Annotated in this window: 17 protein-coding genes; 11 read left to right on the forward strand and 6 right to left on the reverse strand. The window is 72.3% G+C overall.

Translation table 11 applies throughout. From position 1 onward, the window contains the following. The 5 genes from ABD978_RS37550 to ABD978_RS37570 form a co-directional block, all read left to right on the forward strand. Window positions 1–1,579, forward strand: a 1,579-nt coding sequence (locus ABD978_RS37550; protein WP_345365301.1) for a hypothetical protein, incomplete at its 5' end; no start/stop codon positions are given. Then, a complete protein-coding gene (locus tag ABD978_RS37555) occupies window positions 1,576–2,244 on the forward strand; it encodes a type VII secretion system-associated protein (protein WP_345365304.1) in 669 nt (222 codons plus the stop codon). The genes ABD978_RS37550 and ABD978_RS37555, both read left to right, overlap by 4 nt. A gap of 299 nt (window positions 2,245–2,543) precedes the next feature. Continuing rightward, window positions 2,544–5,645, forward strand: coding sequence for a hypothetical protein (locus ABD978_RS37560; RefSeq protein ID WP_345365306.1), 3,102 nt, complete (start codon window positions 2,544–2,546; stop codon window positions 5,643–5,645). A gap of 48 nt (window positions 5,646–5,693) precedes the next feature. Beyond that, window positions 5,694–7,040 (forward strand): RICIN domain-containing protein, encoded by a 1,347-nt coding sequence (locus tag ABD978_RS37565; RefSeq protein ID WP_345365308.1) that lies wholly within the window; start codon window positions 5,694–5,696, stop codon window positions 7,038–7,040. Window positions 7,041–7,122: 82 nt separating this feature from the next. Beyond that, a complete protein-coding gene (locus tag ABD978_RS37570) occupies window positions 7,123–9,309 on the forward strand; it encodes an ATP-binding protein (RefSeq protein WP_345365310.1) in 2,187 nt (728 codons plus the stop codon). 49 nt (window positions 9,310–9,358) lie between these two features. On the opposite strand, the gene ABD978_RS37575 is transcribed toward ABD978_RS37570, so the two are convergent. Then, the gene (locus ABD978_RS37575; RefSeq protein ID WP_345365312.1) at window positions 9,359–11,326 is read right to left on the reverse strand and encodes a substrate-binding domain-containing protein; all 1,968 of its coding nucleotides are present in this window, start codon (window positions 11,324–11,326) and stop codon (window positions 9,359–9,361) included. Window positions 11,327–11,587: 261 nt separating this feature from the next. Here ABD978_RS37575 and ABD978_RS37580 point away from each other — a divergent pair, with 261 nt between their 5' ends. The 5 genes from ABD978_RS37580 to ABD978_RS37600 all read left to right on the forward strand — a co-directional run bounded on the left by ABD978_RS37580 (window position 11,588) and on the right by ABD978_RS37600 (window position 15,350). Further along, on the forward strand, window positions 11,588–12,040 hold the full coding sequence (locus ABD978_RS37580; protein ID WP_345365314.1) for a luciferase domain-containing protein: 453 nt from the start codon (window positions 11,588–11,590) through the stop codon (window positions 12,038–12,040). Between the two features lie 80 nt (window positions 12,041–12,120). Next, window positions 12,121–13,203 (forward strand): Dyp-type peroxidase, encoded by a 1,083-nt coding sequence (locus ABD978_RS37585; protein ID WP_345365316.1) that lies wholly within the window; start codon window positions 12,121–12,123, stop codon window positions 13,201–13,203. Continuing rightward, on the forward strand, window positions 13,200–13,997 hold the full coding sequence (locus ABD978_RS37590; RefSeq protein WP_345365318.1) for a family 1 encapsulin nanocompartment shell protein: 798 nt from the start codon (window positions 13,200–13,202) through the stop codon (window positions 13,995–13,997). The genes ABD978_RS37585 and ABD978_RS37590 overlap by 4 nt, the downstream gene beginning before the upstream one ends. Before the next feature lie 40 nt (window positions 13,998–14,037). Further along, on the forward strand, window positions 14,038–14,637 hold the full coding sequence (locus ABD978_RS37595) for a sulfite oxidase-like oxidoreductase (RefSeq protein WP_345365320.1): 600 nt from the start codon (window positions 14,038–14,040) through the stop codon (window positions 14,635–14,637). Next, window positions 14,607–15,350, forward strand: coding sequence for a ferredoxin reductase (locus ABD978_RS37600; RefSeq protein WP_345365322.1), 744 nt, complete (start codon window positions 14,607–14,609; stop codon window positions 15,348–15,350). Before ABD978_RS37595 ends, ABD978_RS37600 begins: the two co-directional genes overlap by 31 nt. A 55-nt stretch (window positions 15,351–15,405) precedes the next feature. Here ABD978_RS37600 and ABD978_RS37605 read toward each other — a convergent pair whose 3' ends face one another. The 5 genes from ABD978_RS37605 to ABD978_RS37625 all read right to left on the reverse strand — a co-directional run bounded on the left by ABD978_RS37605 (window position 15,406) and on the right by ABD978_RS37625 (window position 20,076). Further along, entirely contained in the window at window positions 15,406–16,455 is a 1,050-nt protein-coding gene (locus tag ABD978_RS37605; protein WP_345365324.1) for an alpha/beta fold hydrolase, read from the reverse strand. A 151-nt stretch (window positions 16,456–16,606) separates the two neighbouring features. Further along, window positions 16,607–17,035, reverse strand: a complete 429-nt coding sequence (locus ABD978_RS37610) for an organic hydroperoxide resistance protein (RefSeq protein ID WP_345365326.1) — start codon at window positions 17,033–17,035, stop codon at window positions 16,607–16,609. A gap of 30 nt (window positions 17,036–17,065) precedes the next feature. After that, complete coding sequence (locus ABD978_RS37615) at window positions 17,066–18,658, reverse strand: tannase/feruloyl esterase family alpha/beta hydrolase (RefSeq protein ID WP_345365328.1); 1,593 nt, start codon at window positions 18,656–18,658, stop codon at window positions 17,066–17,068. Window positions 18,659–18,847: 189 nt separating this feature from the next. After that, the gene (locus ABD978_RS37620; protein WP_345365330.1) at window positions 18,848–19,414 is read right to left on the reverse strand and encodes a CGNR zinc finger domain-containing protein; all 567 of its coding nucleotides are present in this window, start codon (window positions 19,412–19,414) and stop codon (window positions 18,848–18,850) included. Between the two features lie 50 nt (window positions 19,415–19,464). Then, a complete protein-coding gene (locus ABD978_RS37625; protein WP_345365332.1) occupies window positions 19,465–20,076 on the reverse strand; it encodes a TetR/AcrR family transcriptional regulator in 612 nt (203 codons plus the stop codon). 78 nt (window positions 20,077–20,154) lie between these two features. Here ABD978_RS37625 and ABD978_RS37630 point away from each other — a divergent pair, with 78 nt between their 5' ends. Continuing rightward, window positions 20,155–21,120, forward strand: coding sequence for a quinone oxidoreductase family protein (locus tag ABD978_RS37630; protein WP_345365334.1), 966 nt, complete (start codon window positions 20,155–20,157; stop codon window positions 21,118–21,120). Window positions 21,121–21,207: the final 87 nt, after the last annotated feature.

The raw sequence follows: 21,207 nt of genomic DNA on the forward strand, positions 1-21,207 counted from the left end.
CTACCGCCCCGACGGAGGCGTAGACCACTTCGGTCCCGCGTCGGAGCGCATCGCGGAACCGCTGCCGCAGGCGTCACCCGGCGGCGAGACCGTCACCGCCCCCGGCTCCGAAGTGCCGGAGGAGCCCGGTGGAGGCCTGGCCGAACTGCCGATCGTCCCGCAGGAGGGCGAGGCGTTCGGCAGGGCGCTGGCACGGGCGCTCGACCGTGGAGCGTCCCTCCTGCGGACCGGGGACGAACCGCCTACGGCGGGTGAGCCGTCCACGGCGACGGGCTCCCCGTTCGACCGGTTGATGGCGGGTCTGACCGAGGAGAGCCTGCCCGCGTCCGCGCCGCTCTTCGGCGAGGACGGACCCGTCCGGGTCCACGACCTGAAGAACGCCGGGATCCCGCTGACGACCGTCCAGGACACCCAGGCGGTCCTGCAGGGCGGTGCCCTGCCCGTCGCGAGCCTCACCCGTGTCCAGCGGTTCCGGCTGGCGATGGAGGATCCGCTCGCCGGTCATGAGACGCGGGCGGAGATGCTGGCGGCCGTCGACTCCGCGGCCCGGGCGCTGGGCGTACGGCTGGTGCTCGGCGAGATCCCGCAGCCGCCCGAAGCGCCGGCCCTTCCGGACCCCGCCCTCCACAACGCGTCCACCGCCACGGGCACGGACGCGGGCCGGCTGACGGCCTACGTGGAGCGCCCCGAGTTCCAGGACGCGAACGAAGACCCGGAGTCGGTTCCCGACGGCTACGGTTGGCCCCTGCAGTACGCGGACGGCACCCGCGCTCCGCTGTTCGACGGGGTGCCGACGCGCCTGCAGATCCATCAGGGCGGCCTCGACGACTGCCAGCTGATCACCCTGATCGGCGCGGTCGCGGCGCGATACCCGCAGGTCATCGCCGGCCGCGTACGAGAGACCGGGGACGGCAACTACCAGGTGTCGTTGAACGAGGCGGAATACGTGGAGGAGGGCGACCTGTACCGGCCGACCGGAAGGCTCATCACCCTCACCGTGACGCCCGACCTTCCCGTCTTCGCCGACGACCCCGGGACGCCCGCCTTCGCGCGTGGAGGGGGAACGGCATGGGCGCCGATCATGGAGAAGGCGTTCGCCGGAATCGACCAGACCTGGAGCGCCGAACGATGGCAGCGATGGATCGACGGATGGACGGCGATGGGGGGAGACGACGAAGCCGTCCCGCAGGGGTACGTCCGCCTCCACCAGGGCAACCTCCAGGAGGAGGGCGCCGAGATGCTCACCCAGCTGACCGGCCTGCCTTCGTCGTTCCTCGAGATCCCCGGCTTCTACGAACCGTCCGGTCCCGACGCGGACCAGCGGCTCCTCGACGGCTTCCGTACGCTGCTCGCCGCGAACAAGCCGATCGTGGTGGGCACACAATCGCCGGAGGAAGGCGGCGATCAGCTACTCGCCGCCGGCCTTCTCGAGGGCCACTACTACGACGTCGTCCTCGTGGACGACCAAGGCTTCATCCACCTGTACAACCCGTGGAACCGACTGCATCCCCCACCGCTCACGGCTCAGGGATTCAGGTCCGCCTTCTCGGGGTTCTACATCACCTGGTTGGAATCATGACGACGGACAACATGCCCCCGATCCCGGATTCGATCCGGGAGGCCGCCCGGCTCGCCCCGGACCACTGGCTCGGGATGGTCGACCCCGCCTGGACCGGTGAGGGGGAGCCGCCCTCGTGGGCGATGCTCGGCCAGTGGCGGTCGAGCCCGGAGGGCGAGATCGTCGAGTGGCGGGAGAACGAGGACTACCGGCCGTCGCCGACCGCTCTCGGCTGGCCCGAGCCGGCCGATGACGTGGACGCGGCGGTGCAGCTCGCGGCGACCGGCTACGGACCCGGCGAGGCGGTGCCCCGGGCGCTGGCCACCATGAAGGAGGTGGCGGTCCTCGTCACCCCCGACGGCGACCCGCTGGCCGCGACGGCACCGGACGGAAAGACGCCGGTGATCCCCGTGTTCACCTCGCCCGTCTACCTCCACGCCGCAGGCCGGCTGGCGTTCGAGCTGATGGACCTGTGGGAACTGGTCGACTCGCTGCCCGAGGAGCACGTCCTCTACCTCAACCCCTCGGCCCCGGTGAGCATGACGGTGGAGACCGACATGCTCCTGGAGGCGCTGGAAGAGACCGGCGCGGACGCCGGTGGTGATGAGGATGCGGACGCCGGCGAGGTCGGTGATCAGAGTGCGGACGTCGGGCCGCCGGTGCGTCCGGCCGCCGAGGAGGCCTGATCCCGTATCCCGGCAGGTGAGGAGACCTGATCCGATTTCGCCCATCGGCGCCGCAGAGGCGGCGCGACCGTATAAAACGGTCGAGGTGGGTGCGACGGTGAAAATACGGTCGCCTGTGGTGAACCGAAAGCGCCATCGCGTCCGTATGCGTATGCGAGGCAACCTCTCGCCGAATCGCCTCCGTACGGATCGAGGGGTGGCCTCGGCTCGCTGTGCGTAACGCGAAGGAGGTGTGCGGTGACGGATCCGGTGATCGGGAGGTCCTTCGCCGCCACCGCCGCCGTCGCCGGAGGTGAATCGTGACCCGCTGGAGAAGGACGCCCATCCGCCGTCCCGGGCAGGGCAGGCAGGGCGCCGCCGCCTCGACAGGGCCGGGGAGCAGCGGCGCGGCCCGCGCGAAGAGCCGGGCCCCGGTGGTGGTCGACGAGTACGACGGTCTGATCCTGCTGCGCTCCTCTCCGGACGCGGCGCCACGCCCCGAGGACGTCGCCGAACTCGCCCGCGCCGTCGCCGGCGTGGACGAGTACTTCACCCTCGTCGTCGGCGCGGACGACGCGGGCGGCGAACTCTGGGCCCGGCTCGGCACCGTCCTCGACTCCCTGCGCGCCAAGGGGGTCACCACGGTTCGGCTCGTGCTGTCGGGCGCGGGCGGTGAACGCGCCGACCGCCCCGCCCTCGCGCAGCGGATCGCCGACGCCTGGGGGATCGAGGTGATCGCCCCGGACGCGGGCGTCCTCATCCTGCCCGGCGGCTCCCTGCTGGCCCAGGGCACCGACGGGCCCGGCCTCGGCTGGCGGTCGTTCACGTCCGGGACGGAACCGTCGCCTCTCGGGCCGCGCAGTCCGGCGCCGGTCTGGCAGCCCGCGCTCGCGCGGCTGCCCGGCCGTACCGCGGGCGGGTACGTCGTGGAGCAGGTTCCCGCCGGCCTCCTCCTGCGGTCCGCGCGGGAGCCGAGAGCCTGGGCGGCGGAGCTCTGCTACTCCGTTCCGGTGGACGGTGACCACCTCACCGTCCTGGTCGGCGCGTCCCGGCTCAGCGGCGACGCGGAGGTCCCGGCGCAGGAGATCGCCTCCCTGTTGACGGCCCTGCCCACTTCGACCCGTTCGGCGGTCCGGCTCGCTCCGTGCGGTCCCGTGGACCTGCTGTCCGTCGCTCAGGACACCGCCGAGATCCTCGGCGCCGACGTGGAGGTGTGGACCGGCCTCCCGCTGGTCGTCGGCTCCGACACCGAGGCCGGCGTCCGGCCGGTCCTCATCGGCGCCGACGCCGAGCCGACCTGGGCGCCGTTCGTCGAGGCCGTCGCCTGCCGCCCGTACGGCGCCGACGGGGCGGACGCTCCCGCCGAGCCCCGGCTGCTGCGCTGGCGGTCGCCCCTGTCCGAGGGCGTCCGGACGGACGACGGCGTCATTCGTCTCTCGGATCGCTGGCAGGTCGCGGTGACGAGGTCCGGGCTGGTGGTGGGCCCCCACGGCGAGCCGTCCGCCGTCGCCGGGCGGCCCGTGGCACCGGAACAACTGGCGATCGAGGTGAACCTCCGCGGCGCGCCGGCCGACGACGCGCTCTTCACCGGTCTGTCCCGCCTGCTGTCCGACCTGGGTACCGGGGTGCGTGAGTTCGTCGCCCTGCACCGGGCCGCACCGCCGGAGGGGGCGGACGACGCGGGATTCCGGCTGCTCCGGCTGGCCATCGAGCACAACGTGGCGCTGGTGGAGCCGCGACCGGTCGAGGCCGCGCCCGCTCCCGCGTCGCCCACCGTACGGACCGTCGCGACGCCGCGCTCCGCCTGGTCTCAGGCGGAGCGGGCCGCCGAGCCGCCCGCCGCGCCACCTGGGGCGAGAACGGACGCTTCCGGCGACGCGACCGTTCACTCGGAACCCGCACGAGCGAACTCCGCCGGACCGGCGGCCGACGCGTTCGCCCATTCCGCCCGGATCGACCTCCCCGATCTCGTGGCCGCGCAGTCGAGTCTGCCCCCGCCCGAGCGCGAAGCACCAATGGCCCCGAATCCTCCCGGGGACGTGACGGAAGGCTCGGCTCCGCACCGAGTCGAGGAGCCGCTGCACGCGCCGGAACATCCGGCCCCACCGGCCTCCGTGCCGGAACATCCCGCCCCACCGGCCCCCGCGCCGGAGGACCGTACCGGTGCGACGCCGTCGACCGGGCCGGGGGAGGGAGGCGGCGCGGAACCGCTCTCGCCGAACCCGGCGAAGACTCCGCCCGTGTCCGTCACGTCCGGCGAACCGGAGGCATCCGAAGCCCCCGGCGCGCCCACGGAACCGCCATCCGCTCCAAGGACCCCGACCCCGACCGCGCCCGAGGCCGAGGCCCCTCCGGAGCCCTCGGAGCTCCCGGGCCCTCCGGAGCCCCCGGCGACGACCTCGGCCCTTCCCGAGCCCCCCGAACCTCCGGCCGCCCCGGAGTCCCTGGTCGCTCCCGGGCCGTCGGTCGCCCCTGGGCCCCTGGTCGCTCCGGGGCCTCCGGCCATGCCGCGACCTCCGGCCGCCACGCAGCCTCCGGCGGCCACTGAGGCCCGGGTGTCTCCTCCGTCCCCGCCCGCCGAGCACCGCGCCGGTCCCGCCCCCGCCACCGGGGGAGTACGGCCCGGACCTGCCGTGAAACCGCTCCGCCGCAGCACGGAGGCGGAACGAGCGGAGTTCCGGTCCCTCGTGCAACGGATCTGGGAGCGGCATGGCGCCGCGGTGAATCGCGCGATGACCCGGATGCCGGCGCTGCGCGGCGGGCAGGTGGACGCGGCACGGACCGACCTCGTCGCGGTGCACGTCCACCTGTCGGGCGGGCTCGGCGAGCCGGACGGACAGGAGCCGGGATCACCGGGCGGCGCCGGGCTGCCCGACTCGTACCTCGCCTGCCTCGCCTCCGGCCTGAGCCGCCTGCCGTCGTACCGGGGGGCCGCCGTGCGCGGCGGGCTGCCCGCCGACGGCGACCTGGAGCGGTTCGTGCCGGGAACGGTGCTGCGCGGGCCGGGACCGGTCAGCGCGCTGCCGATCGGGGATGCGGTGGGGCTGTCCGCCGCGACGGGTGGATACGTCATCTGGTCCTCGACCGGTCGGCGGGTGCGCCCGCTGCTCGGTTCCGGATCCGGTGCCGCGTCGGACGAGATCGTCTTCCCTCCCGGCACCGCCTTCCGCGTGCTCGGCGTACGGTCCGCCGGTCAGGCTCCGATCGTCCTGCTGAGCGAGATCCTCCGTACGGGATCGGCGACCGGCGACCGGCCCGGCGTGCTCGGTGACGCCGATCAGGCCGCTCTGGAAAGGCTCGACGAAGCGCTGCGCCGGCAGGCGCCCTCGGCCGGAGGACCGTCTCCGGCCGTCTGGCCCGTCCGCTGCGCCGAGCCACTGGATGGAGCCACGGGATGGCAGGAGCCCTCAAGACCAGGCTGACCGCCGGCCCCATCCGCGAACTGATACGAACATCAAAGGAGAAACATCGTGTCTTCCCAGCCGGGATCCGGTGACCACACGAAGCCGCTCGGCATCCGCCGACCGGTCGAGTTGCCCGAAGGGGACATGGAGGGGGCGGCGGACCTGGCACCGGCCTCCGACCTCAGCCCCGCGGACGAGCCGACTTCGGCCGCCGCTATCGCCTCGGCGGACGAGCAGGCTCCCGCCCCCGCTTCCACGCCCGATGAGGAGCAGACCCCGGCCACCGGATCCGCGTCCGAACCGGAGGGCGACCGGTCCGATTCCACCGGAGGGGAGAGCGCCGACGCCGGTACGGCCGGTTCGGCCGCGTCCGAGGAGGGCTCTGAGGGCTCTGAGAGCGCTCCGGAGCCGACGGCGTCACCGGCTGAGGCCACGGAGCCGGCGGCCGGCGACAAGGCCGCCAAGAAGGACGACAAGGCCGCCAAGAAGGAGAAGCGCACCGCGTGGCTGCGGAACGTCGCGGTGGTGCCGGCGGCGTCGGACGGCACCGCGGCGGCAGGCGACGAGATGCCGCCGGACCGGCCGCGCAAACCCGTACTCGCCGCCGTGGCGATCGGCGGGGTCGTCCTGCTCTCGATCCCGATCCTGCTGATCGGGACGGGACACCACGACGGCAAGAAACAACGCACCATCGCGGCGGCGGACAGGGTGATGGCCGGCGACGGGCAGGCGGCGCCGGGCGCGTACGTCTCCACCTCGCCGACCCCCGCCGCGTCACCGTCACCGTCGGCGTCCGCGACCCCGAAGAAGGGCACGAAGGGCGGGGAGACCGCGGCCAAGTCCTCCGCCACGGCGGCCGCCGGCAAACACGGGACCAAGGCGGACAAGGGCAAGGTCGGCGTGACGAGCACCGGCGGACGCTTCCCGACCGGACCGAAGTTCTCCACGGTCACGCGCGTCCTGCTGCACAACACGATGACCGGCCTGTGCGCCGACGTCCCCGGCTATGGCAACGGCAGCATCGAGGGCCCGATCAACCAGTTCACCTGCACCCGCTCAAATGGTGACAACCAACTCTGGGATCTTGTCGTCAATATGAAGGGAGCCGGACCGCACGGGGCCGACCTGTTCACCATCCGCAACAGCAAGGACAACTACTGCTTCGATGTGCCAGGCGCGGGTGCCGCGCCCGCCCGTACCGCCCTGTCGGAGAACTACTGCTACCCAGGGCTGCACGACAACCAGATGTGGTACCTCGAGAAGAGAAGCACGGGCCACTTCTGGATCCGCAACTACGTCAGCCACAAGCTCTGCCTGGACGTGTCGGGCTACTACGGGTCCGGCGGGAAGGACGCCCGGCTCACCCTCTTCCCATGTGACCCCAAGGACGACCACATCTGGTCCTTCGGCTGATCGACCACCGGCCTTGCCGATCTCCGACACGCCATGCCCCGAGCCGGCGGAGCAGGCGAACGCGGTTGTGGAAGGCGAACGATTGAGCGAGCACCTGAGGTTCGTGCTGTTGGGCCCGCTGGAGGTCTGGTCGGGTGACGCCCGGCTCGACCTCGGCCCGCCCAAACGGCGTGTCCTCCTCGCCCGGCTGCTGATCGCCGACAGCCGTCCGGTGTCGGCGGACCGCCTGGGCGAGGACCTGTGGGAAGGGAGCCCGCCCGCGGGCGCCCTGTCCTCCATCCACTCGCACATCAGCCGGCTGCGCGCCGTGCTGGAGCCGGATCGTACGCGGCGGGGAGGGCACACCGTCCTGCTCAGCGGGTCGGCGGGGTACACGCTCAACACGCCGCCTCACACCCGGGACTCGACCCGGTTCGAGGAGACGGTCAGCCACGCGCGCGGGCTGCTGACCCGCGGACGGCTCGCCGAGGCCCGCCGGGAGGTGCAGCGCGGTCTGGCCCTGTGGCGCGGCACCGCGCTGGCCGACGCGGCCAACTACGCCTTCGCCGAGAGGGAGATCGCCCGGCTGGAGGAGATCCGGCTGGCGGCGGGTGAACTGCACGCCACCGTTCTCCTCCACGAGGGTCGTCCCGATGAGGCGGCCGTCATCGCCGAGGAGCTCACCACGCGGTCTCCGCTGCGCGAGGCCGCGTGGGCGCTGCTGCTGCGCGCCCTGTACCTGGCGGGCCGGCCCGCGGAGGCGCTACGGCGTTTCGAGGCGATCCGTACGCTGCTCGGCGAGGAACTGGGCGCCGTGCCGGGACCCGAGCTCAGCGACGTCCACGTGGCGGTGCTCCGCCAGGACGTGGCGGCTCTCGCTCCGTTCCGCTCGCATGCGGCACCTGCCCCGCTCGTGGGACGCCCGGCGGGTATGACCTCGTCCATCGTCGGCCGGACCGGCGAACTGGCCCGGTTCGAGGAGATCCTGAGCGACGCGGGCCAGGGCCGTACCCGCTGGGTGGTGCTGTCCGGGGAAGGGGGCATCGGCAAGACGCGGCTGGCCGAGGAGTTCGCGTCCCGGGCCGTGGACGCCGGGTTCAAGACCGTGTGGGTCCGGTGCGGCATCGACATCGGTTCGGAGGCGGACGGGGCGGACCCCATGGGCCGGCTCATCTCGATGGCGTACCCGGACATCCGCCTGGACGGTGGATCCGAGGCCGTCGTCGGCGAGCTCGCGGAACGGCTGACCCGACAGCCGACGATCTGCCTGATCGAGGATCTGCACCGGGCCGGCCCGCGCTTCCGGCGCCTGCTCGCCAGCTACGCCGCGCTGCTGCGGGACGTGCCGCTCATCGTCGTCTGCACGACGCAGGACACCGATGACGCGGGGCTGCGCGAGCTCCTCGCGCTGCTCGTCCGGCAGACCCGCGCCACCCTCCTGCCGCTGGACCCGCTCACCGTCGCGGACGTCCACGAGCTGATGCAACGCCGGGCCACCCCGTTCAACCCGAGCGCCCCGGGCAGCGAGCTCCATCAGCGAGAGGCGGCCGAGCTGCACCGGCGCGGCGAGGGGAACCCCTTCCTCATCACCGAGATCCTCGAGCTGCCCAGTGAGGAACGGACGGGACCGGGGGCGCGGCTTCCCGCGTCCGTCAGCAGGGTGCTGCGCGCGCGCATGGACCTGCTGGACGAACGCGTGCTCACGATGTTGCAGGCCATCGCGGTGACGGGTGGAGAGCTCGACCCCGAGCTCCTGCTCCGGATCCGGACGATCAGCCGTGAGGAGCTGCTGTCCCTCATCGACGCGGCCGTCACCGCGCGGGTGCTGAACTGGGAGGACGGCACCGCTCCCGGCCGCCCCGGGCGATACCTCATGCCCGACCTCGTACGCGAGCTGGTGCTGCAGGACCTCACCCCGGCCCGCCGGCAGTTGCTGCACGCGGCCGCGGCTCGCGCGCTGGCCGAGTTGCCGCACCGCCATCCCGTGCACATCGCCCGTCACCTCATGGCCGCCGGCCCGCTCATCGCCCGTGAGGACCTGGTCGACGCGGCGTTCGCGGCCGGCAACCGCTGCGCCAAGGACGACCAGCACGCCGAGGCGGCACTCTGGTTCGACCACGCCGCCGCGCTGGCGGACGATCCCGGCGTACGGGCGGAGGCCCGGCACGCGGCGGCCACGGCTCGCCGGCAGCTCGATCAGCTCGAGCGGTGGATCGGCCATCCGTGCGATCCCGCCGATCTGCCCGGCGGCCCCGCGTGGCCGACGGATCCCGAACCCCGTGCGGGCTGACGTCCGTGACAACGTTGTCGTTCGCCTCGTCCGGTGGTGCCCCGGGAGCTCAATTCGGCTGGCAGGGTGCCGTGATCAGCGAACCCGGGCCGACGCAGACGGGTGCGCCCGCCTGGCGGAGCAGCCTCCTGGCGTCGTCATCGGCGAGGAAGGTGAGGAACGCCGCGGCGGCGCTGCCGTTCGGCGGCGGCCCGTAGGTGTAGAAGACCTCCGGGGCGACGAACGGGTAGCGATCCATCGTCGGGGACGCCGTCGGCATCCTGCCGTCCAGAGCGATGATGCGCACGTTGGGATAGCGGCGGGCGTCCGAGGCGACGTGCACCTCGGCGTACCCGATCGTGCCGGGGACCGTGTCGACCGTGTCGAGGACCTGCGCCTGGCTGCTGCGTTCGCAGCGGATGACGTGCAGCGCGGCGCGGAGATCGTCCTTGCGCCGGCAGTCGCTGGACGACAGGTCCGGTTCCGGCCCCCTCAGCACGTGCTCCTCGAAGATGCCCCGGGTCCCCGACCCCTCGGTCCGGCTGACCAGCCGGATCGGCAGGTCCCTGCCGCCCTTGATCGACTTCCAGTCGGTGGGGCCGTCCGGCGCGTAGATGGAGCGCAGGTCCTGGAGGGACAGACCGGTCACGTTCGTGCCCTTGTCGACGATGACGGCGAACGCCACCAGCGCGACCGGGAAGCCCCGGAAACCCCGGAGCCGCACCTCGTCGGAGTCGGATGTGAGATAGCCGTCGTGCATCGCGATGGTCGAGGCGGCGTTGCCCGTGGTGAGGGCGCGTACTCCCTCGTTGGACCCGATGGCGCTCACCTCGATCCGGGCGTCCCGGCACCGGGCCTCGTAGCCCCGCCGGATGATGTCGGCCGTCCGCTCGAACGCGGTCGAGCCGACCAGGTGGAGCGTTCCGGAGAAGCACAGCGCACGGTCCGCCGGCGACGTGGCGACGCCGGCCAGCCGGGCCGCCCCGGCGCCGGCGGCGAACACCAGCGCGGCGGCGGCGACCGACAGTGACCGCCGCCTGCGGGAGAACCACCGCTCCCGTGGGGGCGCCCCCCTCGCCGGGGCGGCCTCCTGCTCGGTGCGCGGCCGGCTCTCGGCCGCGGCCGGGCGTTCCGGGAACCCCTCCGCCTCGGCCACGCGTTCGCGGATCCCACCCGCCTCCGCCGGGCGCTCCCGGAGTCCCTCCGCCACCGGCGGGTGTTCCCGGAACGTCTCCGCCTCGGCCAGGCGTTCGCGAAGCGCCTCCGCCTCGGCCTGGGCCGCCGCGAGTCGCCGGCGCAGTTCGGCTCCTTCGGCGCGGGCACGGGCCAGGTCGTCCGTCGGGGGGACGTGCCGGAGACGCTCGTACGCCTCGACCCAGCGCGCGACCTCCGCGGCCGGCAGCCCGCAGGCCCGCGCGAAATGCCCTACCCTGACGCGCTCCCGGTCGCTGGTGGTGCGCCAGCGGTCCTTCTGGAGCATCGCGCTGATCGTGGCGTCGGGGAGCGTGCCCCACGAGCGTTTCTCGATCTCGGTCTGCCGCGGCGAGCCCGCCCAGCCGCGCAGCTCCGCCAGGAGCAGGTAGAAGTCCCGGATGTCGCCCGCCGCCGACGGATCGGGCAGCCGCCGCTCGGCGGCGAACGTCGGCTCGGTCCAGGGCTTGAAGGTCACCGGGTACCGCTCGGTCAGCTGCCGCCACGGGACCTTCTCCCGGTACGCCTCGACCACCTTCGTGGGCTTGCCGTGTCCGTTCCGTTCGAACGCCGCGCGCAGTTCCTCGCCCCATTCGTCCCAGAGGGCGTGCTCGGCCGCACTCCACCGGCCGCGCGCCTCGCCCACCTCGACGCCGTCGGCGCCCGCCGCGGCGAGGCACGCGCTGACGACCTCCCACGACATCAGCTCGCCGTCGCCGGACGACACCGCCTTGACCGTCTCCTCCAGCAGCCCCGTGCGCTGGGCCAGTACGGCCGGCTCGGTCCCGGCCAGACGGACGGCCAGGCCGCGGGTGAACTCCGCCCTCCGGTCGACATGGGAGTCCAACACCCGCTCCGTCCGTCTCGCGCTCTTCGCCGCGCGGGCGCGCGTCGCGCGGCGCTCCCCACAGTGCCGCCGGAACCGGTGCCGAACCTGCCAGTTATCCAGAAGTTCGCGTTCTCGTACCCGTTTGTACGGCCGAGGACCCCGCTCGGAAGGGTTCCAGGAACGCACCAGGAATTCCGGGAGAGCACCTGGAAACGGCGAATCGCACCAGGTCATCCGCCGATCGGCGCTACGGTCCGGTATTCCGCCACTCTGGCATCCATGAGCGCAGGACACCGCCCCATCTCGTACGCCGACCTGGTGATCGATCGATTCCAGAAGTGGCCACTGACGGAATGCCGCGCCGACTGTCCACCCGGCCGTGCCCTGGCCCTGCACGGCCTGCAGATCGTTCATCTCCACGGAGGGGACCTGGCCGAGGTCCTCCTGACCCAAGAGGTCATCTCCCGGCTCGGCACCGCCCTCACCGCCTCGGGCCGCGTCGACCTCTCTCCGGCCGCCGGCTGGGCGCAGGTCCATCTGGACACCGACGGCGACCTGTTCCTCCTGCAGTCCCTGGTGAGCCTCGCGATCCAGGCCAATGACCCCGGGTCCCGCCCGCTGCGCCGTACGGTCACGGCCTGCCCGATGTACGTCTCGGCGGCCGAGTCCGGGCCGTCCTGGCGGCGGCATCGTGGACGGACGCGCCGGAGCAGGGCGAACGTGCCCGTCTGACCGAACGCCACCCCGGAAAGCGGGGAAGGAACCCCTCATGGCACGCTTTCCCGAAGCGGCCGAAAAAAGGGGGGACCTGGATGGTGGACGCTGAGCGGGCAGGCGTACCGCAGCCGGTGCTGAGTCCGCTGACGACCGCCGCCGTCTTCCTCGTGCTGACGGTCGATCCCGGCGGGGAGTCCACGGCACGGGATCTGCTGGCCGACCTCGCGGGACTGACGAGGTCGGTCGGCTTCCGGGTGCCGGACGGCAGGCTGAGCTGCGTCGCCGGCATCGGATCGGAGGTCTGGGACCGTCTGTTCGACGGTCCTCGGCCCGCCGAGCTGCACCCCTTCCGTGAGGTGGCCGGAGCCGTGCACCGCGCGGTCGCCACCCCGGGCGACCTGCTCTTCCACATCCGCGCCGAGAAGCTCGACCTCTGCTTCGAACTGGCCTCCCAGATCATGAACCGGCTGCGGGGAGCGGTCACCGTCGAGGACGAGGTGCAGGGGTTCATGTACTTCGACGTGCGCGACCTGCTCGGCTTCGTCGACGGCACCGAGAACCCGGTGGGCCCCGCCGCGGCGGCCGCCGTCCTGATCGACGACGAGGATTCCGCCTTCGCGGGCGGCAGCTACGTGATCGTGCAGAAGTACCTGCACGACCTGGAGGCGTGGAACGCCCTGCCGGTGGAGGAGCAGGAGCGGGTCATCGGCCGTACGAAGCTGGAGAACGTCGAGTTGGACGACGCCGTCAAGCCGTCCAACTCCCACGTCGCCCTGACCACCATCACCGACCCCGACGGCACCGAGCGCCAGATCCTGCGCGACAACATGCCGTTCGGCAACGTCGGCCGTGGGGAGTTCGGCACCTACTTCATCGGCTACGCCCGCACCCCGGCCGTCACCGAGAAGATGCTGGAGAACATGTTCATCGGCGATCCGCCGGGCAACCACGACCGGATCCTCGACTTCTCCACCCCGGTGACCGGGACGCTGTTCTTCGCGCCGACCGCCGACTTCCTCGACGACCTCCCGCCGGAGGCCACCGAAGGCGCCGCCGTGACCGACGTCCTCGGCGCGGACACCGACGTGGTCACGGCGGAGACGGCCTCCGACAGGCCGGCAAGCCCACCCGACGGTTCCCTGGGAATCGGCGGACTGAAGAGGAGCAGCATCCGTTGAACAACCTGCACCGCGAACTCGCGCCCATCTCCGACGCCGCGTGGGCCGACCTGGAGGAGGAGGCGCGGCGGACCTTCCGGCGCCACGTGGCCGGCCGTCGCGTCGTCGACGTCCCGGAGCCGGGCGGGATCGAACTGTCCGCCGTCTCCACCGGGCATGTCGACCCGATCGCGGCGCCCGCCGAAGGGATCGCCGCGTACGCGCGACGGTCGCAGCCGCTCGTCGAGCTGCGGGTGCCGTTCACCGTCGACCGCCGGCAGGTCGACGCGGTCGAGCGCGGCGCCCGGGACGCCGACTGGCAGCCGGTGAAGGACGCCGCGCGGCGGATCGCGTTCGCCGAGGACCGTGCGATCTTCCAGGGGTACGCCGCCGGGGGCATCGCCGGGCTCGGGGAGAGCTCCGCCAATCCGGCGCTGTCCCTGCCCGCCGACGTGCGCGACTATCCGGACGCGGTCAGCCGGGCGGTGAGCGCCCTGCGGCTGGCGGGCGTCGGCGGGCCGTACGCGCTGGTGCTCAGCGCCGACGCCTACACCGCCGTGAACGAGACCTCCGACCACGGCTACCCGATCCACGAGCACATCGCCCGGGTCCTGGACGGAAAGATCATCTGGGCGCCCGCCATCGATGGAGCGTTCCTGCTGTCGACGCGCGGCGGCGACTTCGAACTCCGCATCGGCCAGGACCTGTCGATCGGCTACCTGTCCCACGACGCGGACACGGTCCAGCTCTACTTCCAGGAGACCCTGACGTTCCTCGTCTACACCGACGAGGCCACCGTGACGTTCACGGCGTAGCCGCCGGGCGGGACGCGGAGATCAGCGAAAGGCGCCGATGATGGGCATCGTGTCACCGGGGTTCCACGGCCGGGGCCGACGGCCGGAGGTCGAGCTCCCTCCCGGTCAGTACCTCACCGAGGACTTCCCGGTCCTGTCGGCCGGTCCGACGCCGCGGGTCCACCAGGAGGACTGGGAGTTCACCGTCACGACCGAGGCCGGGCAGGAGTACCGCTGGGACTGGCGGCAACTCATGGATCTGCCCAGCGAGAGGCCGACGGTGGACATCCACTGCGTCACCAAGTGGTCCAAGCTCGGCACCCGGTGGGAAGGCGTCTCGCTGGACACTCTGCTGGCCGACGTCGACACCGCCGCCGACTACGCGCTCGTCCACTCCTACGGGGGCTACACCACGAACCTCCCGCTGGAGGACCTGCTGGACGGCCAGGCGTGGATCGCGTACCGCTACGACGGCGCGGACCTCGTATCCGAGCACGGTGGCCCGGCCCGGCTGCTGGTGCCCCACCTGTACTTCTGGAAGTCCGCCAAGTGGGTGCGCGGCATCCGGCTGCTCGACGAGGACGAGCCGGGCTTCTGGGAGACGGCCGGATACCACGACTACGGAGACCCATGGCGCGAGCAGCGGTATCAGGGCGACTGACCTGGCGCGTCGGCCGTCTCGCCGAGACGCGGGCGGAGACGGCGACGGCCCGGACCCTGGTCTTCGACGTGCCGGGCTGGCCCGGCCACCTGGCCGGCCAGCACGTCGACGTACGGCTCACCGCCGAGGACGGCTACAGCGCCCAGCGCAGCTACTCGCTCGCCGCACCCGCCGACGGTGACCGCGTCGAGCTGACCGTGCAGCTCGTACCGGACGGCGAGGTCTCCTCCTACCTCACCGAGGGACTGTCCCTCGGTGACCCGGTGGAGATCCGCGGTCCCATCGGCGGGTGGTTCGTCTGGCGGCCGGCCGAGACGACCCCGGTGGTGCTGGTGGCCGGCGGCTCGGGGATCGTGCCGCTGATGGCGATGATCCGCGCCCGCCGTCAGGCGGGCAGCCGTACGCCGTTCCGCCTCGTCCACTCGGTACGGACCCCCGCCGACCGGTACTACGCGGCGGAGCTCCGCCGGCCCGACCCCGGTCTCGACGTCACCCACATCTACACCCGGGCGGCGCCCGATGGCCGGCCCCGCCCGCCGGGAAGGCTGACCGTCGCCGACCTGAACTCCGGAGGCTGGCCCGCGGAGTTCATGCCGGACTGCTTCGTCTGCGGACCGACCGGGTTCGTCGAGACCGCCGCGGACATCCTCCTGTCTCTCGGCCACGACGCACGCCGGATCAAGACCGAGCGATTCGGCCCATCGGGAGGCTGACGTGATCGACGGCCACTACCAGGACGGCAACGCGCTGGGGTGCCGCCGGAGGTGATCAGCGGCGCCGGAGACGGTCGACGTCGATGATCGCCTGGGCGAAGGCTTCGGGCGCCTCCTGCGGCACGTTGTGACCGATGCCGTGGAACGTCCGGTGCGCGTACGCGCCGGAGAAGTGATTCCGGTAGGACGAGCCGTCGCCGTCCGGGGTGAACGGGTCGCGGTCGCCGTCGATGGTGATCGTCGGGACGGCGATGGCCGGTCCGGCGGCCAGCCGCTTCTCCAGTCCGTCGTACCGCGGGTCGCCCTGGGCGAGACCCAGCCGCCAGCGGTAGTTGTGGACCACGATGCTCGCGTAGTCCGGGTTCTGGAACGCCGCCGCGGTCCGTTCGAACGTCGCGTCGTCGAACCGCCACGTCGGGGAGTTGAACGTCCACACCAGCCGCGCCAGGTCGTCCCGGTGCCGGTCAAGGCCCATGCGGCCGCGCTCGGTGGTGAAGTAGTACTGGTACCACCACGCCCATTCGAGCTTCGCCGGCAACGGGTTCTCGTTGGCCTCGCGGTTGGTGATCAGATAGCCGGTCACCGAGACGAGGGCCTTGCACCGTTCCGGCCACAGCGCCGCGATGATGTCGGCCGTGCGGGACCCCCAGTCATAGCCGGCGAGGATCGCCTTCTCGATCTTCAGGGCGTCCATCAGGGCGATGATGTCCAGGGCGATCACCGACTGCTGCGCGTTGCGGAAGGTGCGCTCGGATCGGAACCGGGTCGTGCCGTGGCCGCGCAGGTACGGGACGATCACCCGGTAGCCCTCCGCAGCCAGCAGCGGCGCGACGTCGACGTAGCTGTGGATGTCGTACGGCCAGCCGTGCAACAGGATGACCGCGGGTCCGTCGGCCGGGCCGGCTTCGGCGTATCCGATGTCGAGGACGCCGGCCTTGACCTGTTTCAGCGTGCCGAAGGAGGTGCGCGTCCCCGGCTCGGCCCCGCGAGAAGCGGCCGTCTTCTCGGCCGTGGCGGCCGCGGCCGGTCCCCAGGGGAGGCCGGCCAGCGAGGCCGTCGCGGCGCTCGCGCCGAGGGCCTTGGCGAATGCGCGCCTGGTGATCATCCGTGATCCCTCCCGAACATGTAATCAGCTCAACTGATTACGAGCATGGCAGCTCGATATGTAATCGGTCAAGGTGATTACATCGACTTCTTCGTCCGGCTGCGGCCGTGGTGGCCGGGGCCCGGGACGGGCCGCCGGCCACCACGGGAGGTCATGCGACGGCGGTGGCGTCGATGAGGACGGGGATGTTGCCGCGGGTGGCCTTGGAATAGGGGCAGATCTGGTGGGCCTGCGCGCCGAGCTCGTCGGCCGTTTCCTGGTCGACGCCGCTGAGTTCGAGGCGAAGGACGGCGCTGAGTTCGAACTCGTCGTCGTCGCCGTGGTGCAGGGTGATCTCGGCGGCGACGGTCAGGCCGCGCAGGCGCACCTTGCGCTGGGCGGCGGCCCTCTTCACCGCGCCCATGAAGCAGGAGGCCCAACCGGCGGCGAACAGTTGCTCGGGGTTGGTGGCCCCTCCGGCGCCCCCGAGCTCATTGGGAATGGCGAGGGCGAGGTCGAGCAGGCCGTCGTCGGCCGTGACGCGGCCTCCGTTCCGTCCTTCGCCGGTGGCGGTGACGAACGCGGTGTAGCTGGTGGCCATGGTGATTTCCTCTTCCTGGAGTGAGACGGCTCAGGCGTGGGCGCAGCGGTAGGCGGCCGGGTCGGCGGGATCGCCGCCCGTGTAGCGGGAGATCAGGGGATAACGGCACAGCTGACGGGTGGCGTTCGTGCCCGGCACGGTGGCGGGCAGCGTGTCCGGCGCCTTGCCGTGCTCGACCCACGCGGTGACCGCCGCGAGCGGGTCGGCCGGGGTCGGGCCGCCGCCGCCGCAGTGCGCGACGCCGGGGGCGAGGAACAGGCGGTAGAACCGGTCGACCCGCTCAGAACCGCCCATGGTCTGTTCGACGCGGCGCCGGTAGTCGACGGTGTTCCGGGTGGGGATGAGCTGGTCGGCCAGCCCGTGGAAGGTCAGCAGTCTGCCGCCGGCGCGAGCGAAGGCGGACAGGTCCGGATCGTCGGTCCCGATGATGTCGTGGTACTCGGCCTGGGACTGGCGGAACAGCCGGGCGAACTCGGCGTAGGTGATGCCGCTCGTGTCAAAGCCGGGTCGGCGCTCGAGGAAGTTCTGCACCCACTCGGCGGCGATGATGAAGGGCTGCCAACTGGGGGTGCCGTCGGGTCCGGTGACCGGGGCGGACAGCCCCGTGAAGCTCGCTCCGGGCAGTGGGCCGTTCCCGAGCCTGGTGCCGGCCAGGGTGGTGGGACCCTCCCAGATCCTGGCGACGACGTCGGCCGCGGCCGCGGTGATGGTGACCGGCTCGCCGTCGCAGACGATCGTGGTGCCGATCAGCCGCCGAGGGTCGTAGTGGCAGTGCAGCGCGTCACCGATGACGCCGTCGCGGATTCCGTCCAGGCCGTCACAGGCCTTGACGGCAGCGGCGTTGAACGCCTCGAACTCACAGGACGTCAGGAACGTGTGCTGCTGGTTCTGTACGACGTACGGCCACAGGGTGGCGACGGCGAATCGGTCCCAGCCCAGGGCGGGTGCGTCGGCGACGATGCCCTGGAAGTCGGTGGGGTGGCGCTGGGCCTCCATATAGCCCTGCCGGCCGCCGGTGGAGCAGCCGTTCCAGTAGGAGTAGGCCGGGCCGTGGCCGTAGAAGCGCTGGGTGACCTGCTTGCCGACCACCGCCGTCTCGTGTGGGGCCAGGGAGGCGAAGTCGCGGAGCCGCGGCAGGTCGACCTTCCCGTCGGCGGTCAGCGCCCAACCGGCGTCGACGAACGACAGTGAATGGCCCGCGTCCGTGGAGGCGGCCGCGTACCCCGCCTTGACCGCGCCGATCAGCGGAGCGCCGAAGTCGCCGGCGGCGTACCCGCTGCCCCCGACCGCCTGGAAGCGGCCGTTCCACCCCGACTCGGGCAGCAGCACCTTGATCCGCACGTGGTCGTTCGCCCCCGGGTGCGTGAGGGTGACGGTGATGTCGCAGTAGGCCGGGACTCCGCTGATCGGCGGCGGGGCGGGCACCGGAGGCTGGGGCGGGAAGGAGATCGTGCCGCCCGGTTCGTGGACGGCGCTCACCGACTCCACCCGCGCTCCTGGGGGAGCCGTCGTCGCGGGCGCCGTACAACTCGTGCGCGCTTTCGTGGTCACCGCGTCGGCGGTGACCGGCGCCAGCGCCGGCAACGGCACCATCGCCATGATGAAGACGACCAGTCGTCTCAAGGCTTGGTCCTTTCCAGGGGGAATCGGTGGACCGGCCCGCGCATGGGCCGGCCCACTGATCAAGGGGTCATGGGGGAATCGAGGGCAGGCGTGCCCGGGGAATCGAGGGCAGGCGTGTCCGCCACCGCGGTCGCAGGGCGACCCGGCGTGGTCAGGGTGGAGGTCTCCGGGGTCTCCCGGAGACCGGTGTCATCGCGGTCGGGTGTCGGCGGGCCGCCGCCCCTCCCGTACGCGGGCGCGGTAAGCCGCGACGTTCACCTTGTTGCGGCATTTCGTGGAGCACCATTCACGGCGTGACCCGCGCGAGTGGTCGGCGTAGACCTGGGTGCACTCGGGCCGGCCGCACTCCTTGAGCAACTGCGCCTCCGGCCCGCTGAGCAGGTCGATCGCGATCCGCGCGACCGAGGACAGGGCCTGCTCCGCGGTGGCCTCGACGCGCCGCCCGGCGGAGGTGAGCTGCGGGATCGCCGAGGGGGTGCGCGCCGTGCGGTTCACCAGCGCGAGCGCGCTCTCGTCGAGATCCTCGCCGGCCGGCCGCGCGGCGACGAGTGAGTAGATCGCCTCCCTGAGCGCCACCGCCGTCGAGACGTCGGCCGGCCGGCAGTGGGTCTCGCCGTCGACCAGTCCCGACTCGTGGAACCACGCGTCGAGGCTCTCCGGGGAGTCCAGCATCTCCAGCGGGGCCGGGTTGCGCCGGGCGCGGAGGGTCCCCACGAAGTCGAGGGCGGTGTTGCCACAGGGGAACGCATGTCGCATGTAATTAGTCTGGCCGATGACCGAGGAGGATTTCAAGGGGTGTCATCGTTTTAACCGATTACATTTGGCTCGCCGTCGACGCTCTGGCGCAGCAGGGCCAGGGAGGTGTCCAGGGCGGCCTCCAGGTGGGTGATCCGTCCGGTCGACATCAGGATGGTCACCCCGCCCTGCACCGCGGCGAGCAGTGCGGCCGCCGTACGGTCGGCGTCGAGCCGCCGGTCGACCTCGCCGGTCGCCTGCATGCCCGCGATGCCGGCCCGCAGGGCCGCCTGCCACTGTTCGATCAGCCGGGCGGTGAGCGCCTGCGCCGCCGGCGTACTACGGCCCAGCTCGGTCATCAGCACCCCGAGCGGGCAGTGGACGCCCTGCTGCTCGTAGCGCCGGACGACGGCGTTCCGCCAGTCCTGCCACGCCTGCCAGGTGGTCAGGTCGCCGAGGTGCGGCTGCTGGTCCTCGATGACGCGGTCGGCCTCACGGGCGGCGACGGCGAGCAGGAGGTCCTCCTTGCCGCCGGGGAAGTAGTGGAAGATCTGACTCTTGCTGGTCGAGGTGCGGGCGCGGATGTCGTCCAGCGTGAGCGCGGCGATGCCGTTCTCCCGGATCTCGGCGGCCGCGCCCTCGATGATGCGGCGCCGGGTCGCGGCTCCTTTGGCGGTCAGCATGGCACCCCCCGGTTTGGACTTGCGGGTCCATTTTATCGGAGCGAGTGTGGACGCCGACCGACAGGAAGGTGCAGGACAATGCAGGCGATCACCGTCGAACGGCTGGGCGGCCCGGAGGAACTGCGGATCGGGGAGCGCCCGACGCCGGAACCGGGCCCCGGCGAGATCCGCGTCGATGTCAGCGTGGCCGGAGTGAACTTCATGGACACCGGGACGCGGCGTCTCGGTACGGCGGTGGGCCCGGTGCCGTTCGTGCCGGGAGTGGAGGGGGCCGGTCAGGTCAGTGCGCTCGGGGAGGGCGTGACCGGGTTCCGCGTCGGCGACCGGGTCGCCTGGGTCTACGCCTACGGCTCGTACGCCGAGCAACTGGCGCTGCCGGCCGCGAGCGCCGTACCCGTGCCGGACGGCGTCTCCGACGAGGTGGCGGCGAGCGTGATGATGCAGGGCATCACCGCCCACCACTTCGTCACCGAGGCCGCGCCCGTCGAGCCCGGGCAGGTGACGCTGGTCCACGCGGCGGCCGGCGGGGTGGGCCAGAAGCTCACCCAGCTCATCAAGGCGCGCGGCGGGACCGTGATCGGGGTGGCCTCCACCCCCGAGAAGGCGGAGCTGGCCCGCCGGATCGGGGCGGACCACGTCGTGGTCTCCACCGGAGACGCCTTCGTGGAACCGGTCCTGGAGCTGACCGGCGGCGAGGGCGTGCACACCGTGTTCGAGGGTGGGGGAGAGACGACGTTCCGGGCGTCGATGCGGGTCGTGCGCAGGAACGGCACGCTGCTGTACTACGGCGTCCTCATCGGCTCGGTCCCCGTCGTGACCATCACGGAACTGCCGAACAGCATCAAGATCTGCTACCCGACGTTCTTCGACCACATCCCGACCCGTGAGGCGCTGCTACGGCACAGCGCGGAGATCTTCGACCTCGTCCAGGACGGACGACTCCAGGTCGAGATCGGCGGACGGTACCCGCTGAAGGACGCCGCGCGGGCCCACCGCGACATCGAGTCCCGCGCCACCACCGGCAAGCTCCTGCTGCTGCCGTGACCCCGGCCGCCGGCCGGCTCCCGGAACCGGTGGTGCCCGGTGCGGAGGTGCCGCCTCCGCACCGGGCCTCGGGTGGCGCGCCGGTGG

The organism is Actinoallomurus liliacearum (genome assembly GCF_039542035.1).
GTDB lineage: Bacteria > Actinomycetota > Actinomycetes > Streptosporangiales > Streptosporangiaceae > Actinoallomurus > Actinoallomurus liliacearum.